General features: G+C 73.4%; 13 protein-coding genes and 1 pseudogene. 4 read left to right on the forward strand and 10 right to left on the reverse strand.

Translation table 11 applies throughout. The features are described 5' to 3' along the window. Positions 1–633: pseudogene (locus GPA10_RS17260) on the reverse strand (hypothetical protein); the annotation flags it as partial. Positions 634–1,120: 487 nt separating this feature from the next. Between GPA10_RS17260 and GPA10_RS17265 the strand changes: the two are divergent. Continuing rightward, a complete protein-coding gene (locus GPA10_RS17265; RefSeq protein ID WP_058850194.1) occupies positions 1,121–3,250 on the forward strand; it encodes a PhoX family protein in 2,130 nt (709 codons plus the stop codon). 94 nt (positions 3,251–3,344) lie between these two features. Here GPA10_RS17265 and GPA10_RS17270 read toward each other — a convergent pair whose 3' ends face one another. Continuing rightward, the gene (locus GPA10_RS17270) at positions 3,345–4,442 is read right to left on the reverse strand and encodes a LysR family transcriptional regulator (protein ID WP_058850141.1); all 1,098 of its coding nucleotides are present in this window, start codon (positions 4,440–4,442) and stop codon (positions 3,345–3,347) included. Positions 4,443–4,652: 210 nt separating this feature from the next. On the opposite strand from GPA10_RS17270, the gene snpA reads away from it, so the two are divergent. After that, the gene (snpA, locus tag GPA10_RS17275; RefSeq protein WP_058850142.1) at positions 4,653–5,327 is read left to right on the forward strand and encodes a snapalysin; all 675 of its coding nucleotides are present in this window, start codon (positions 4,653–4,655) and stop codon (positions 5,325–5,327) included. A 65-nt stretch (positions 5,328–5,392) separates the two neighbouring features. Here snpA and GPA10_RS17280 read toward each other — a convergent pair whose 3' ends face one another. The 5 genes from GPA10_RS17280 to GPA10_RS17300 form a co-directional block, all read right to left on the reverse strand. Then, positions 5,393–7,423, reverse strand: coding sequence for an FUSC family protein (locus tag GPA10_RS17280; RefSeq protein ID WP_157166332.1), 2,031 nt, complete (start codon positions 7,421–7,423; stop codon positions 5,393–5,395). A 471-nt stretch (positions 7,424–7,894) separates the two neighbouring features. Then, on the reverse strand, positions 7,895–8,935 hold the full coding sequence (locus tag GPA10_RS17285; protein WP_157166333.1) for an endonuclease/exonuclease/phosphatase family protein: 1,041 nt from the start codon (positions 8,933–8,935) through the stop codon (positions 7,895–7,897). 30 nt (positions 8,936–8,965) lie between these two features. Beyond that, positions 8,966–9,991, reverse strand: coding sequence for a hypothetical protein (locus tag GPA10_RS17290; protein ID WP_198351629.1), 1,026 nt, complete (start codon positions 9,989–9,991; stop codon positions 8,966–8,968). A 144-nt stretch (positions 9,992–10,135) separates the two neighbouring features. After that, entirely contained in the window at positions 10,136–10,978 is an 843-nt protein-coding gene (locus GPA10_RS17295; RefSeq protein WP_157166334.1) for an ABC transporter permease, read from the reverse strand. Next, entirely contained in the window at positions 10,975–12,042 is a 1,068-nt protein-coding gene (locus GPA10_RS17300) for an ATP-binding cassette domain-containing protein (RefSeq protein WP_157166335.1), read from the reverse strand. The genes GPA10_RS17295 and GPA10_RS17300 overlap by 4 nt, the downstream gene beginning before the upstream one ends. A 210-nt stretch (positions 12,043–12,252) precedes the next feature. On the opposite strand from GPA10_RS17300, the gene GPA10_RS17305 reads away from it, so the two are divergent. Beyond that, positions 12,253–12,678, forward strand: coding sequence for a hypothetical protein (locus tag GPA10_RS17305; RefSeq protein ID WP_157166336.1), 426 nt, complete (start codon positions 12,253–12,255; stop codon positions 12,676–12,678). Between the two features lie 18 nt (positions 12,679–12,696). On the opposite strand, the gene GPA10_RS17310 is transcribed toward GPA10_RS17305, so the two are convergent. Then, positions 12,697–14,079, reverse strand: coding sequence for an SGNH/GDSL hydrolase family protein (locus GPA10_RS17310; protein ID WP_157166337.1), 1,383 nt, complete (start codon positions 14,077–14,079; stop codon positions 12,697–12,699). A 177-nt stretch (positions 14,080–14,256) separates the two neighbouring features. Between GPA10_RS17310 and GPA10_RS17315 the strand changes: the two genes are divergently transcribed. Then, positions 14,257–15,165, forward strand: coding sequence for a LysR family transcriptional regulator (locus GPA10_RS17315; RefSeq protein WP_157166338.1), 909 nt, complete (start codon positions 14,257–14,259; stop codon positions 15,163–15,165). Here the strand turns inward: GPA10_RS17315 and GPA10_RS17320 are convergent. Together GPA10_RS17320 and GPA10_RS17325 are read right to left on the reverse strand one after the other, a co-directional pair. Beyond that, positions 15,162–15,614, reverse strand: a complete 453-nt coding sequence (locus GPA10_RS17320) for a DUF7144 family membrane protein (protein ID WP_246259338.1) — start codon at positions 15,612–15,614, stop codon at positions 15,162–15,164. The two genes, GPA10_RS17315 and GPA10_RS17320, sit on opposite strands and share 4 nt — an antisense overlap. A 111-nt stretch (positions 15,615–15,725) precedes the next feature. Continuing rightward, positions 15,726–16,538: a TetR/AcrR family transcriptional regulator gene (locus GPA10_RS17325; RefSeq protein WP_079086679.1), complete on the reverse strand. Its 813-nt coding sequence runs from the start codon at positions 16,536–16,538 to the stop codon at positions 15,726–15,728. Between the last annotated feature and the right edge of the window lie 116 nt (positions 16,539–16,654).

The raw sequence follows: 16,654 nt of genomic DNA on the forward strand, positions 1-16,654 counted from the left end.
CGGGGGTGCCGCGGGCTCCGCTGCGGGTGCCTCGGATTCCGCCGGGGGTGCCTCGGGCTCCGCCGGGGCCTCGGATTCCGGCTTCGCCGGGAGGTCGGACGGGGAGCCCTCGTCGTTGGCGGTGCCGTCGGCCGTGGCTGTGCCCACCCGTTCCGCCCCCTGGGCGGCCCAGGTGCCCACAGGGGAGGCGGCGGGCTCCGCTGCGGGTGCCTCGGGCTCCGCCGGGGCCTCGGATTCCGGCTTCGCCGGGGGGTCGGACGGGGAGCGCTCGTCGTTGGCGGTGCCGGCGGCCGTGGCTGTGCCCACCCGTTCCGCCCCCTGGGCGGCCCAGGTGCCCACAGGGGAGGCGGCGGGCTCGGTGCCCGCGGCGTCGGGTGCCGTGCGGGCTGCGGGGATGTCGGCCAGGGGGTCCTCGGTGGCCGGAGCCGGGGCGGGAGCCTCCGGCGCCGCAGTGGCTTCTGCGGACGGTGCCGGGGCTTCCGGCGCCGTAGCAGCACCCGGCTGTTCGGGGTCACGGGTGGGCGGGTGGGAGTCCTCCGCCGCGGAGCGGCGGGCCTCGGGCACGCGTACCGTCACGTTGTCGAAGGCCTGGGCCACGAGCGCCTCCGCGGCGGCGGACCCGACGGAGGTCACGGCGGGAGCGGCACTGAGCCCGCCGTCGGCGGCAGCACCGGAGCCCTCCCGTGCCGAGGGGACGGAGCCCCCCTCGGCGTCCCGCGGGGACGAGGCGCCCCGAGCGGGAGCGGCCGAGGCTCCCTCGGAATCCCCTGCCGGGGGGTCGGCAGGTTCGGGGGACGCCGACGGGCCCCCCGTGGACGCGGCAGCGGCTTCGTTGCGGGACCGTCGGAAGACAGCCCGCAGGCGGTTCCAAATGCCCATGTGCGCAACCCTTCACGTGACTTGTGTCCCGGTGACCCCGGAGCCCCCCTCTGGCCAAGAGGGACACGTAAGGTTAGCGGCCCCCGCCGGAACCGCACCGGCGGCCCACGACCGACGACGGATTCACCCTCCGTTCACCCGCAGTCCCCCGTCGTGCAGGTCACCACCCCTAGCCTCCAGCCGGAATCACCGGCAAAAAGAAGCCAAAGCGCCGCCAACCGGCCACTTCATGGAGGACCCCGTGCCCAAGCTGCTGCCTCTGATCACCTCACACCCGGGCGGCTCCGGCGGCCGCTCGGCCATGACGTGCCGGTTCCGCTGTGGCGACGCCTGCTTCCACCCGGTGCCCAACACCAGCGACAACGCGTACATGGGCGACGTCATAGCGGGCGCGCTGAGCCGCCGCTCGATGATGCGCGCCGCGGCGGTCGTGACCGTCGCGACGGCCGCCACCGGCGGTCTCGCCCTCGGTCCTGGCGCGGCGGAGGCCCAGGCGGCGTCCGGCTCCGCGGAGGCGCGGGCGGCGGCCGCGGCGGCCAAACGCAGAGGGAAAGCCGCCCGGGGGCTCCGCTTCACGCCGGTCGCCCCGAACACCGCCGACACGGTCACCGTCCCCACCGGCTACGGCCAGAACGTGGTGATCCGCTGGGGCGAGCCCATCCTGCGCGGCGCGCCGGCCTTCGACCCGGACAGGCAGACGGCCAAGGCGCAGGCGGGCCAGTTCGGCTACAACAACGACTTCCTGAGCCTGCTCCCGCTGCCCGGTGAGAAGCACGGCGAGCACCACGGCCGTCAGGTCCTCGTGGCCAACCACGAGTACACGGACGAGATCCTGATGTTCAAGGGGTACGACGCGAAGAACCCCACCCGTGAGCAGGTCGAGATCGCCTGGGCCGCGCACGGCCTCTCGGTGGTCGTGGTGGAGGGCGAGCGCAGGAGTGGCGCGCTGCGTGCCGTACCGCGCCACCAGCTGAACCGCCGGCTGACCGTCACCAGCAAGTTCCACCTGACCGGGCCCGCCGCCCGCAGCGAGTACGTGCGCACCAAGGCCGACCCGCGGGGCGTCACCGTCCTCGGCACCCTCAACAACTGCGCGGGCGGCACCACGCCGTGGGGCACGACCCTGCACGGCGAGGAGAACTTCAACCAGTACTTCGCGAACGCGGAGAAGGTCACCGACCCCACGCAGGCGGCGCGCCTGAAGCGGTACGGCGTCGCGGGCGGTGAGTCGGAGCGCAAGTGGGAGCGTTTCGACGAGCGCTTCGACCTCACCAAGGAGCCCAACGAGGCCAACCGCTTCGGCTGGGTCGTCGAACTCGACCCGTACGACCCCGACTCGGTGCCGCGCAAGCGCACCGCGCTCGGGCGCTTCAAGCACGAGGGCGCCCAGCCGCGTCTGACCAGTGACGGCCGCCCGGTCGTCTACATGGGCGACGACGAGCGCTTCGACTACGTCTACAAGTTCGTCGGCAGCAAGCGGATGGCGAAGGGCAGCTCCCGCTGGGCCCGTGAGCACAACCTCACGCTGCTCGACGAGGGCACCCTGTACGTCGCGAAGTTCACCGGCGACTCCCCGGCGGCGGAGATCGACGGCACGGGCAAGCTCCCCTCCGACGGCGAGTTCGACGGCAGCGGCACGTGGATTCCGCTGGCGACCTCGTACGCGGGCGGGAAGGCCGTCTCGCACGTCGAGGGCATGTCCGCCGACGAGGTGTACGTCTTCACGCGCCTCGCGGGCGACAAGGTCGGTGCCACGAAGATGGACCGCCCCGAGGACATCGAGCCCTCCCCGCAGTCCGGCAAGGTGTACATCGCCCTGACGAACAACACCGACCGCGGCAAGCCCGGCAAGGCCGGCGCCGACGAGGCCAACCCGCGCAACCTCAACAAGCACGGCCAGATCCTGGAGCTGACGGAGTCCCGCAACCGCCCGGAGTCCACCCGCTTCGCCTGGAACCTCTTCCTCGTCGCGGGCGACCCGAACGACCCGGCCACGTACTTCGCGGGCTTCCCGAAGGACAAGGTCAGCCCCATCTCCTGCCCGGACAACGTCACCTTCGACCCGCACGGCAACCTGTGGATCTCCACGGACGGCGCGCAGCTCGGCTCCCACGACGGCCTGTTCGGCGTCGCCACCAAGGGTGACCGGCGCGGTGAGCTGAAGCAGTTCCTGACGATGCCCAAGGGCGCGGAGACCTGCGGCCCGCTCGTGCAGGAGCGGCGCGTGCTCGTCGCCGTGCAGCACCCGGGCGAGATCGACGGCGCGTCCGTCGAGAAGCCCGCGAGCGTCTGGCCCGACGGGCCCGGCCGGATCGTGCGCCCGGCGGTCGTGTCGGTGTGGCGCAAGGACGGCTCCGACGTCGGCGTCTGAGCGCCCCACGCGCATCGCACCGCGATCCAGGTGCCCTTCCCGGTCCGCGCGCCGCGCGGGCGGGGAGGGGCGCCCGCCCGTGGGGCGGGCGGGGTCAGAGCGGGGTGGGGCGGAGGTCCTGGGCCGCTGCGGGGCCGAGGTCCGGCGGGGGGACACGGCCGGTGGCGAGGCGCGGGAGGCGGGCCGGCGCGGGGGCCTGCTCGATGGGCGGGACCGGGGTCGGGATCCGGTCGAGGGTCGGACAGGGGGGCGGGGCGGTGCCTCTCGTGCCGAGCAGCCAGTCCTGGTACGAGGGGGCTTCCGCGGCGGCCTCCCAGTACGCGGACTCCAGTTCGCCGTAGACCGCGTCCAGCTCCGCGTCCGTGCGGGCCGCGACGAGCAGTCGTACCCCGAGTGGATCGCCGTACAGGGGTCTGACCGCCATGTCGGGTCTCGCCGCCGACGTCGGCTGACAGACCGTGACGACCTCGCCGGTGGCGACGAGGGTGGCGGCGGTGAGGTAGTCCCCGTGCAGGACGCGCGGGGAGAGCCCCGCTTCGCGCAGCACTCTTTGCAGTCCGTCCCATTCGCCGTCGACGGTCGGGTCCACCATCCAGCGGTCGGACGCGAGGTCGGTGAGGTGGACGACGGGTTTGCGGGCCGCGGGATGGTCGGCGGCGAGGGAGACGAACTGCGGTTCGCGTTCGACGAGCACCCGTTGGCGCAGCCCTTCGGGGAGGCGCAGCGGGCTGCCCTCCACTTCGTGCACGAAGGCGATGTCAAGCTGTCCCGCGGCCACCATTTGCAGGAGCGCGTTCGCGGAGACGTCCATCTGGAGCGAGGTGTCGGCCTCCGGCATGCGGTGCCGCAGCCGGCGCAGCCACCCCGGTATGGCGCGGCTCGCGGTGGAGCCGATGCGCAGCTGCGGGGCGCCGTCGGCGGCGCGGGCCGCCACCGCGCGGGCCTCGGTGATCAGGGCGCGCATCTCCACGACGAGGGGGCGGGCGCGGCTGAGGACGGTGCGGCCGAGCGGCGTCGGCCGGCAGCCGGTGCGCTCGCGGGCGAAGAGCTGACCGCCGACGGCGTACTCGATGCGGCGCAGCTGGGTGGTCAGCGAGGGCTGGCTCATGCCGAGTTGGCGGGCGGCCTTGTGCAGGCTGCCCGTATCGGCGATGGCACAGAGTGCGCGGAGGTGCCTGACCTCAAGCTCCATGGCCGTTGAGACTAGAGCGGCGGACGGCCTCACACCAGCCTCCCAAACCCCTACGGACCCCCATGAGTTGGTACGTATGAGCGGTGTCCTGATGTGCGGCGATAGGGCGGTGCTATCGCCATCTGCCATCATCCGCACGCGGCGTGGCTCCCCGACACTCTCGGGTACCGAAACGTTCACCTTTCACCGAACGAGCAGGGAGCCCCCCACATGCACAAGCGTTACCTGTCTGTCGCCGCCGCCCTCGGCCTCGCCGCCGCCGCCCTCGGGACCTCGTCCGTCGCGTCGGCCTCCGACTCCCCCCGGGCCGCCGCCGGTACCGCGTCGGTGTCCACGCCCGCGTCCATCGCCAAGTACGCGGGATCGGGTGAGGAGGCCGCCGCCAACAAGGCCTTCTTCGAGGCCGTCGTGAAGGCCGTCGCCGAGAAGCGCGCCGCCAACCCCGGCGCCCAGGCCGTCACCGTGACGTACAACCCCTCGGGGGCGCCGCGGTTCCAGCAGCAGATAGCCGCGTCCACCTCGATCTGGAACGCCGCCGTCACCAACGTCAAGCTCCGCGCGGGCACCACCGGCGCGAGCTTCTCGTACCGCGAGGGCAACGACTCGCGTGGTTCGTACGCGAGCACCGACGGCCACGGCCGCGGCTACATCTTCCTCGACTATCGGCAGAACCAGCAGTACAACTCCACCCGGGTGACCACCCACGAGACGGGCCACGTGCTCGGCCTCCCCGACAACTACCGCGGCCCGTGCTCCGAGCTGATGTCCGGTGGCGGCCCCGGCCCGTCCTGCACCAACGCCCAGCCCGACGCGCGGGAGCGGGCCCGCGTCAACCAGCTGTGGGCCAACGGCCTCGCCAAGGCCATGAAGCAGGTCCAGAAGTAGGTCCAGAAGCAAGCCCGGAAGCAAGCCCGGAAGCAGGTCCAGAAGTAGCAGGCCCGGCTCTCACGTCAGGACAGCCGCCCGCCCGGTGACGCCACCGCGCGGGCCGCTGTCACTTCCTGACGGAGCGGGCCGAGCACACCGTCGTCGGTCCCGGTGAACTCCACCGGGACCGGCACCAGGACCACCACCTCGCGCAGGCCCCCGGCCAGCTCCCGCAACTGCCGGGATACCTCGGCCACTTCCCCGGGGCCGGGCGGCGGGGCACCGTGCCGCACCCGTACCCGCGCGGCGGTCGTCGCGTCGACGATCCGCTCGACGGCCACCACGAGCGGCCACCACGCGGCGGCCCGCGCCCCGGTGGGCGGCGGCTCGGTGAGGGCGCGCTGGAACTCGGTGCGGATGTCGGACAGGTCGCGGTAGAGGCGGCGCCGCATCCGGGCGCGGGACGCGGGCGCCTGCTCGGACTCGGCGGCCCCGGCGGCCCCTGCGGTCTCCGTGCCGAAGGCGCACTCGACGTACCGGGCGGTGTCGGAGACGGCGTCGGCGAGCCGGTCGCCGATGCGGGTGTGCCAGCTCTCCGGCCAGAGCAGATACCCGGCGACGAGCGCGATGGCGCAGCCCACGAGGCTGTCGACGAGTCGCGGGACGACGAGCCCGAAGCCCTGGTGGTTGAGGACGTCGGACAGGAGCAGGATGACCGGGGTGATGGCGGCCGTCTGGTAGCCGTAGCCGCGGGGGGTGAGCGCCGGCACGAGCGCGGCGAACACGAGCACCACCGGCACGTCCCACCAGCCGCGTTCGACGGAGGCGAGGACGGGGGCGGCCACCACGAGCCCGGCGACGGTGCCGAGCGCCCGCAGGACGGCGCGCGAGAACACCGACCCGAAGTCGGGCTTCAGGACGAACGTGATGGTCAGGGCCACCCAGTACGAGCGCGGTACGTCGATGAGCGACACCAGCGCCTGGGCGATGCCGATGCACAGGGCCAGGCGGAGGCCGTAGCGCCAGGAGGCCCCGGAGAGGACGACGTTGCGGGTGGCGCGGCGGACGCGGACCCGGAGCGCGGCCGGGCGGCCGAGGCGGTCCTCCGCGCGCACCACCGTGAGCGGGTCGGGGTCGGCGAGGGTGTCGGCGGCGTGCCGCAGGGCGTGGTGGACGGCGCGGGCCGCGGGACCGTACGGCGGGGCCGGTTCCTCGGGCAGGCCGATGTCGGTGTACGCCGCGTCGCCGGGACGTTCGCCGCGGACGACGGCCGCGGCGAGGGCACGCAGGGCGGCGGGCAGTTCGGGCGGCAGTTCCTCGCCGTACCGGTGGGCGGTGGGCGCGGCCTCCACCACGGGCGTGACGGCGTTGAGCTCGGCGACGAGGCGGACCAGGTCCGGGCTGCGGCCGTGGTCGCGGGTACGGCGGGCGAGGACCAGGTCGTAGGCCTTGTTGAGGGCGGCGGTGACGTCGGCGCGCGCCTTGTCGTACGCCTCGTGCCGGTCGGTGGCGCCCTCGCCACGGCCCGCCGCCTCCAGGAGCGCGGCCGCGCTGCGGTACGTCGCCGCGACGGCGGCCCGTTCGGGTACGCCGGAGCGCAGGGGCCAGGAGAGCAGGGCCAGGGCCAGGACGAGGAGGCCGCCGCCGGTCATCAGGGCGGGGGCGAGCCACCACTGGCCCGGCAGCGGGAGGCCCGCCCCGATCACGCTGTTGAGCAGGAGCAGCAGCCCCGACACGGAGGCGACGGCACCGATCGTCGACATCATCCCGGAGACCAGCGCGACGGCCGTGACCGCGGCGACGGCTGTCCAGCCGTGGCCGAAGACCAGGGCGCCGAGGGTGACGCCCAGGGCGCCGAAGAGTTGGGGTACGGCGATGTTGAGGACGCGCATGCGGTACGCGTCCGCGGTGTCGCCGATGACGCCCGAGAGGGCGCCCATCGACGCCAGGGCGCCGTACTCCGGGTGTCCGGCCGCGGTGCCCACCGCCAGGGGGAGGCTCATCGCGATGGCCGCGCGGGTCACTGCTGCCCAGGGGGTGGGGGCAGCTTGTGGCTTCAGCGAGCGGACCAGCCAGTCGGGCGGGGTGAGGGGCCGGAGTGTGCTGTTCCGCATGCGCTCATTATCGCTGCCGCGCGCGTGCGTTCCCTCGCGGGGCGCCCCAGTCCCGCCCCTTCTCCGATCCTGGGGCTCCGCCCCAGACCCCGTATCGGCGCTGCGCGCCTCGTCCTCAAACGCCGGACGGGCTCGAATTTCCGCCGGGGCGGGCGAGAAGGGTGGGCGAGCGAGAAGGGTGCGTGGGCGAGAAGGGCGGGTGGGCGAGAAGGGTGGGTGGGTGGGGGAAAAGATCGCCGCGTAGCGGCGGCTTGTCGCGCTGGCGCGCTCGTCCTCAATCGCCGGACGGGCTGAAAACTTCGCCGGGGCGGGCGAGAAGGGTGCGTGGGAGAGAAGGGGGGTGGGAGAGAAGGGTGGGTGGGGGAGCAGATCGCCGCGTAGCGGCGGCTTGTCGCGCCGGCGCGCTCGTCCTCAAACGCCGGACGGGCTGAATCCCCCGCCCGGAGGGCGTAAGCGCCGGTGCGCGAGCGGTCACCCCGCCGCGCGGTGCAGCGTCAGATCGATGAGGAGCGCCCGGTGATCGGTGTCACCGATCTCCAGAAAGCGGGCGTCGCGCGCGGCGAAGTCCTTCGTGGTCAGGACGTGGTCGATCTGCGTCCCGAAGGGCCGGGGCACGGCGGTGGGCCAACTGGGAGTGCGGGCGGAGCCCGCGATCCGCGCGCCGTCGCGCAGCCCGGCCCCGAGGATCCGCCGGAAGGCGGCGTGGTCCTGGGTGGCGTTGAAGTCCCCGGCGAGAATGGTGGCCTGCCCGCCGCCCGAGGCGGCGAAGTCGCGCAGCCGCCCCAGCTCGGTGCGCCACCGCGCGACGTCACCGGGCGTCGGCGGCATGGGGTGGGCGAGCTGGAGGCGTACGGGAATGCCCTTCACGTCGGCGACGGCGCCGGGCATGCCGAGCGTGCCGCGCACCCCTTCGGCCGGTTTCAGCGGCAGGTTGCTGAGGATGACGGATCCGTCGGCACCGTTCCCGGCGACGGCGGCCCGGTAGGGGTAGGCGGACCGGGGCAGACCGGCCCGCAGCTCGGCGTCGCACGCCCGGTCGCACTCGGAGGCGAAGACGAGGTCGGGCCTGCGTTCCCGCACCGTCTCGACGAGCCCCCGCACCCCCCGCCCGAACTCGACGTTCGAGGCGAGGACCCGTACCTCGGCGACCGGCGGCCCCTCGGGGTCGCCCACCGTCCCGTACGGCTGGACGAACCACGCGAGCCCGCCGAGCACGGCCACCGCCCACACCAGACCGACCCGCCACCGCCCGAGCGCCGCGAGCAGCAGCGCCACCACGGCGGGCACGAGCAGCCACGGCAGGAACGCGAGGATCTGCGGCACGGGCGTGAAGGCGTCCGTGTCGGCGACGCGGCACCCGAGCACGGCGCTCACCGCGGCGAGCAGCAGCCCGGCGACCCAGGCGGCGACGCGGCGGCTCTGCGGCCGCCGTACGGCAAGGTGTTCGGCACCGGCGGCGTGGCCGTCGGCGCCCGCCTCGGGAGGCGGGGACGGTGCCGTCACGTGCTTCAAGGCATGCCCTTTCGTCTCGCAGATCCTCCCTCAGGGACGCGAACGGGCGGTGGGCGGGTTGCCGGTGACGGGGGCGGGGTCGGCGGCGGCAGCCGACCGCCCAGGCTCCGCACCCCGCCCGGCCCGCCGGAACGGTCCTGTCAGGCGGGACAACCGGGACCCCGGATTCACCTGGTCCTCCGGGGACAACCGGGACCCCGGAGTCCCCTGGTCCCCCCGGGACGACCGGGGCAGACGTCGGCTCACCCACACCCCGAGCGCCACGGCGAGCCCCACGGCGACGATGATCCAGGACGCGGTGCGCAGGGTGTCGGTCAGCGCGTCGTACACGGCGCCCGCCGCGTCCCGGGACACGTCCGGGGGCAGGTCGTCCAGGGTGAGGCCGCGGCCCACGGCGACGGCGGCGGCGAGCGCGCCCGCTCCCGCGGCAGCGCCGAGGGCGGTCGCGATGACGGCCCGGCGGCGGCGCACCGCGAGGAGGACGCCGCCCGCGGCGAGCAGCACGGCGGCGACGGGCAGCCAGAGCCCCGCGACCTGGAGCATGCGGAACCCCTTACGGAAGTCGCTGAGGTCCTGGGCCTGCATGACCGTGACCTCGGTGTGCCGCACCGGGATGCGGTTCGCGAACGGTGTGCCCTCTTCGGTGAGCTGACGCTTGACCTGCTGGGTGATGGGCGCGAGGTCGATGGTGACGGCGCCGTCGGAGTCATGGGTGAGCGCCGACTGGACGGCGTCGTGGGCGGCGCGGTTGGCGGCGTTCCACGCGGCCTGGAAGGCGCCGGTCTCGGTGAAGGAGTGCACCGCGTCCCGGACGAAGGAGGTGACCACCGACTGGAGCGGGCCCGCGTCGATCTCGTTCATCGCCGACTCGGTGACGGCGTCGCTGACGGCGGCGCGCACCGCCGGGTCGGAGGCGAGCGGCGCCATCGTGGCGACGTACGCGCTCGCGTCCTCGATCTCGTACTTCGCCCAGGTCGAGACCGTGCCGAGCGGTACGAGCAGGCAGGCGAGGACCAGCAGCACGGCGGACAGGGCGGCGCGAGGGCGTCTGGGCACGCCCCCCAGGCAAGACCCCGGCCACACACCGCGCGACCGGGGTCACTGCATATGGGGGCAGGAATGCCCGCCTTGGTGGGACGCCGCCCGCGAGCCGCCGACGCCTGGCCCTGCTCGCGGTTGTACAGCCGCCGGCGCCGGGTCCTACTTGCGGTTGTACAGCCGCATCGTCACCGGCCCGAACACCGCCACGAGCAGCCCCGCCCAGCCGAGGCTCCAGGCGACGTCGGCGGCGGGCCAGTCGCCCTCCATCAGGCCGCGCACGGCGGAGGCGACGTGCGTGACGGGGTTGTTGTTCACGAACGCCTGGAGCCAGCCCGGCATCGTCTCCGGCTTCACGAAGATGTCGCTGAGGAACGTCAGCGGGAAGAGCACCATCATGCTGACGCCCATCACGGACTTCTCCGTACGCAGGAGCAGCCCGAACATGGTCCACACCCAGGAGAAGGCGAACGAGAACACGAGCAGGAGCAGCACCCCGGCGAGCACGCCGAGGGCGCTGTCCGGGCGGAAGCCCAGGATGATGCCGACGGTCAGCATCACCGCGGACGCCATCGCGTACCGCAGGGCGTCGCCGAGGAGATAGCCCACCAGCGTCGAGGGCCGCCAGATCGGCAGCGAGCGGAAGCGGTCGAAGACGCCCTTCTCGATGTCGGTGTTCACCGAGACGCCCGTGTACATCGTGATCATGACGACCGACATCACCAGGATGCCGGGGAGCAGGTACTGGATGTACTCGCGCGGGGAACCGGCGAGGGCGCCTCCGAAGAGGTACGTGTACATCAGCACCATCATGATCGGGAACGCCGTGACGTCGAAGAGCTGCTCCGGCACGTGCTTGATCTTGAGGATGGCGCGCCAGCCGAAGGTCAGGGACGCGGACAGGGCGCTGGGTCGCTGCGGGCGCTCCTTGGCGATGAGCAGTTCGGCGAGGGACTCCGTGCGGACGGGTGCGAGGTCCTGGGCGTCGGTGGTGGCGGTGCTCATGCTGTCGCCTCTTCCTTGCGGAGGTCCGCTTCCTTGCGGAGGTCCGCGTCCTGCGGGGGCTCGGGTTCGCTGGGATGGCCGGTGAGGGCCAGGAAAACCTCGTCGAGGCTGGGCTGGCCCAGGGAGAAGTTGTCGACGGTGATGCCGGTGCGGGCCAGCTCGGCGAGGGCGCGCGAGGCCTGCTCGGCGGCGCCCGCTGCGCCCGCGGCGCTCTCGCCGACGCGGGCGGTGAGCGCGACCGGGTCGGCCTCCAGCTGGATCCGGGCGTCGTCGAGTGCGCGCCGCAGCACCTCCTCGGCCTGCGCGCGCTGCTCGGCGTGGCGCAGCCTGACGTGCACGGAGCCCGCGCCGACGGACGCCTTCAGCTCGCCCTTGGTGCCCTCGGCGATGACGCGGCCCTTGTCGATGACGGCGATGCGGGAGGCGAGCTGGTCGGCCTCGTCCAGATACTGCGTGGTCAGGAGCACCGTCGTGCCGTGGCCGACGACGGCGCGGACGATGTCCCAGACCTGGTTGCGGCTGCGCGGGTCGAGGCCGGTCGTCGGCTCGTCGAGGAAGAGCAGGTCGGGGGTGTTGAGGATGGACGCGGCGATGTCGATGCGGCGCCGCATGCCACCGGAGTAGTTCTTCACCTGCCGGGACGCGGCCTCGCCGAGGCCGAAGGCGTCGAGGAGCTGTTCGGCGCGGGCGTACGCGGCCTTCTTGCCGTGGCCGGTGAGGCGGGCGAGGAGCACCAGGTTCTCGGTGCCGGTGAGGTCCTCGTCCACCGAGGCGTACTGCCCGGTGAGGCTGACGAGGCCGCGGACCGTGTCGGCCTCGCGGACCACGTCGTGGCCGAACACATGCGCCTGGCCGCCGTCCGGGCGCAACAGCGTGGCCAGCATCTTCACGGTCGTCGTCTTGCCCGCGCCGTTCGGCCCGAGGACGCCGTAGACCGTGCCGGCCGGGACGGTCAGGTCGACGCCGTCGACCGCGCGGTTGTCGCCGAACGTCTTGACCAGGCCCGCGGTCTCGATGGCCGGACCACCGGAGCCCGGACTCCGGTGCGGCTGCTTGCTGCTCATGTCCCTGTGCCCTCCGCTGTGCGGTTCGTACGGCTGTTCGTCGTGAGGGGAGACCGGTCCCGCGGCGGAAACTCATCGCCGCGGGGCCGGGGCAGCGGGTCGCTGAGGTTCAGCGTGGCACGGGCTCCGGTGGAGCATGGGGTCGAACGGGTGTTTCCTTGAGCTGGGGACAGGACGCCACTGGGCGTGACTGAGCAGAGAGGAGCCGTCATGGCTCACATCGCACCCACCGCACCCACCGGCCACGGCGCGCACACCGGCCCCGGCGGGCATGGAGCGCACGGGGGTCTCCGCACGCTCTCGGCCGTCGGGGCGGTGCCCGCCCTCCTCGCCGTCGTCTACGGCCTCTGGGCCGCCGCCAACCACCGCGACGGCGGCCCGATCACCGGCGGGAACGTCCTCCTGGGCGTGGTCTCGGGACTGGTCTTCGGAGCGCTGTACGCGGGTCTGCGCCAGGCAGCCCCCACGCTCCCGCGCGAGCTGCGCGCGGGAGCGTGGGCGGTGTTCGCCGGGCTGTCCTTCGGCTTCCTGTGCGGCCTCACGGACGCGAGTGTCCTGCGGACGGCGGCGATGGCCGCCGCGGTCGCCGCTGCCGTCTTCGCGACGGTGTTCTACCGGTACTACACACGGGAGTGACGTCCCCTCCGCGGTGACTCAGAGGGTCCCGAGGTCGACGGCCCGCGCCATGGCCCGGTACCCCGCGTCGTTCGGGTGCAGGTGGTCCCCGCTGTCGTAGGCGGGCCGCAGCCGCTCCGGGTCCGCCGGATCGGCGAGCGCCCGGTCGAGGTCGACGTACCCGTCGTACTCGCCGGACGTCCGCACCCACGTGTTGAACGCGTCGCTGACGGCCGCGGCCCGCGGACCGTAGTGGTCGGATCCGCCGAGCGGCAGCAGCGTCGCCCCGATCACCTTCAGGCCCTTGTCGTGCGCGGCCCGGATCAGCTTGCGGTGCCCGGCGACGAGTTCGTCGGCGCTGACGACGGGCGCGGGCTTGTAGGTGGGCTTGTCGGTCTCGCTGAAGCCGATGTCGTTGACGCCTTCGAGGACGACGACGGTCTTGGCGCCCGGCAGGTCGAGCGCGTCCCGCAGGAAACGCCCGGTGCCCTTGTCGCCGTACCAGGCCGAGTCGTTGAGGACCATGTTCCCGCCGATGCCGGAGTTCAGGACGGGCCGGGGCGCGCCGGACTTCGCGAGGCGCTCGGCGAGGGCGTCGGACCAGCGCCGGTTGGCGTCGGTGGTGGAGGCGAAACCGTCCGTGATGGAGTCGCCGAAGAGGACGACCCCGCCGCGCCCTGACGACCGGGAGCCGTGCCCGGACGACGGGGATCCGTGCCCGGACGACCGGGGTCCGTGCCCGGACGACCGGGCCCCATGCCTGCCCGCCTCCCTGGTGGCGTGCGGTTTCGCGTCGCGTACGTCCACGCCGGACAGGTAGTACCAGGACTCGGTCGACTCCTTGAAGGCGCCCGCGCCGGTGTCGGCGGTGTGGTCGCCCTGCGCGCGGTAGCTGGTGGCGAACGACTGGGCGTGGAACGTGGCGGGGCCCGTGGTGCCCGCCAGGTGCAGAGTGACGGTCACGGACTCGAACCGGCCGAGGTCGAGGCCGACTTCGTCGCTGGTGAGCTGTCCGCCCGCCGGGACGGTTGCGGTTCTCCCGCCGCCGAAGGCGAGCCGCCGCACGGAGCCCCGCTCGACGCCCGCGCCCTTGGTGCCGTCGGTGCGGGCGACGGTGGCGCCCGCGATGTGCAGCGGGGACGCCCCGTACCGGTTGGAGAGGCGGACGCGGGCTCTGTCACCCCCTTCCGTCACCCGCACGACCTGCCGGAGGGTCTGGTGGTCGAAGCCCGCTTCGGACCAGTTGGGCCTGAACCCGGCGCTCGGGCGCTGCGGGGCCGCGGCCCATGCCGCGGTCCAGGCCGCCGCGCGGGCGTCGTGGCCGGTGGCGGGCGCGTCGGAGGCCCGCGCCACGGTGACGGCGGCTCCGGCGGTGACGGCGAGGGCGACGGCGACGGCGGTCGTACGGGCACGCGAAATCATCACAGGCTCCAGGGGGTTGGACGTGGGGGGCCGGGAGTGCCCCGGCCCCGGGGTGGTCCGGCACGCTGCCGTGCCGACTCCTCAAAGATCCGCCGACGGCGCGGGGCCAGCAACGCCGATCTGTGGAACGATCACCACGCTCAGGCTTATCGATCCAGGTCACAGGGGGAGCGCGCCATGGAGCGACAGGAACTTCAGACCTTCCTGACTCTCGCCGAGGAGCTGCACTTCGGCCGTACCGCCGAGCGGCTGCTGCTCTCGCAGGCCCGGGTCAGCCAGACCGTGAAGAAGCTGGAGCGGAAGATCGGCGCGCCGCTGTTCGAGCGCACCAGCAGGGTCGTGCGGATGTCGCCGCTGGGACGGCAGTTGTACGACGACCTGGCGCCGCTGCACGACCGGATGGAGGCGGCGGTGGCCCGCGCCAAGGACGTGGCGCGCGGGGTGGAGGGTGAGCTGGGGGTCGGCTTCCTCGGGTCCGGGGCCGGGTCGCTCACGCAGCCGGTCCTGAAGCTGTTCCGTGAGCGCTGCCCCGGGTGCGCGGTGCGGCTGCGCGAGACGCAGTTCCAGGACCCGCTCGGCGCGCTGCGCTCGGGCGAGGTGGACGTCCTCTTCACCTGCCTGCCGGTGCAGGAGCCCGATCTGACGGTGGGCCCGGTCGTCATCAACGAGTCCCGGGCCCTCGCGGTGCCGCTCGGCCACCGCTTCGCGGGCCGCTCCTCGCTGTCCTTCGAGGAGCTCGCGGGCGAGACGTTCTTCGGCGTGGCCGGTGGCGCGCCCGCGTACTGGTGGGACTTCCATGTGCCGCCGCGCACGCCGAGCGGCCGGGAGATCGGGCGCGGGCAGGACGTGGCGACGTTCCAGGAACTGATGACGCTGGTCGCCACGGGGCAGGGCGTGTCCCCGGTGATCGCCTCCGTGGGGACGTACTACTCCCGGCCGGACGTCGTCTTCGTCCCCGTGCACGACCTGCCGACGGCGGACGTCGGCCTGATCTGGCGCACCGGCGGCACCAACGCCCGCACAGAGGCGTTCATCCGCGCCGTACGGGACGTCGTCGCCGCCAACGGCGGGCCCGCCGCGTTCTAGACCGCCGCCGGGTTCTTCCCGGGAGCCGTGCACAGCGCCCAGATCACGAAGGCGCCGAGCGCGAGCGAGACGAGGGCCCACAGCGGGGTGTACGGCAGCCACAGGAACTGCGCGACCATGCCGAGGGCGGCGAGCGCGACGCCCGCGCCCCGCGCCCACTCGGCGCCCTTGAGGATGCCCCAGCCGGTCACGGCGATGAGCAGGCCGAGCACGAGGTGGATCCAGCCCCAGGTGGTGAGGTTGAACTTGTAGACGTAGTCGCCGAGACGGGCGTACACGTCGTCCTCCGCGATGCCCGCGATCCCGGCCAGGACACCGAGGACGCCGTTCACCAGCATCAGGACACCGGCGAACACCGTGCCGCCGGAGACCCAGGTGCCTTCTCCGCGATGGCTGTGGTGGCCCTGGGGGCCGGGCCCTCCGGGCCGGTCGTGCTGTGTGGAGTCCATGGACCGAGCGTCCGACCGGCGGGGCGGCACGGCGAACGGGGGTGGGCCGTTCGGGTGCGTCCGGCCGGTCGGACGCTCGGGCGGGGCAGGCTGGTGCGATGCGGGGGCGGCTCAGGCGCCGCGCTGGGCCTCCAGGCCGTCCAGGATGACGTCGAGGCCCACGTCGAAGTTGCTGCGGCGGGTCTGGTCGGCGGCGCCCGCGCCCTGTTCCGCGTAGAGCTGCCGCAGCCGCGGGAAGGGCTCCATGGCCTGCTCGGAGACGGCGGCGACGCGCTCCGCCCACTCCTGCTCGTCCTGGCCGCTGCGGGCCAGCATGGTCAGCCACGCGGCCTCCGTGGCGGCGGTGCCGATGACGTACGCCCAGATCGTCTTCAGGGCGACCTCGGCGCGCTGGGGGCTGAAGCCGCCGCTCTCGAAGAGCTCCAGGGTGTCCTCGGTGAGCCGCATCATGTTCGGCCCGAGGTGGGCCATGCCCACCTCGCCGAGCACGGAGGCGATCCAGGGGTGCCGCAGGATCGCGGCGCGCACGTTGTTCCCGCACTCCACGGCGGCCGCACGCCACTCGGTGCCGGATTCCGGCCGGGGCACTCGAATCTCGCCATACACCTCGTCGACGACGAGTTCGATCAGCTCGTCCTTGTTGGAGACATGGGTGTAGAGCGAGGTGGCGCCGGCGTTCAGGCGGGTGCCGAGCTTGCGCATGCTCAAGGCCTCGATGCCGTCGGTGTCGAGGAGGGCGACGGCCTCGGCCACGATCTGGTCGCGGCTGAGTGTGGGCTGGTCCCGGCGCGGACGCTGGGGCCGGGTCCACACCGAGCCGATCGCGTCGAGGGCCGGTTCCTTGCGCGAGGACTTCGACGGCCTGGCCGACGACCCGGCCGACGGGCCGGTCGACGGATTGGTCGGCTGCGCGGCGCGCGGCATGCGGCCACCCCTTTTCTGCTCGTCGTTCGCGTTGTGGTCGTTTCCAGCCTACCGCAGGGGCGCACGCCGTTCGGGGTTTGCGATCAGTGTTCGGCGGGCGTACAGTGTTCGGCGGA

Origin of the sequence: Streptomyces typhae (assembly GCF_009755605.1) — a bacterium.
GTDB classification, from domain to species: domain Bacteria; phylum Actinomycetota; class Actinomycetes; order Streptomycetales; family Streptomycetaceae; genus Streptomyces; species Streptomyces typhae.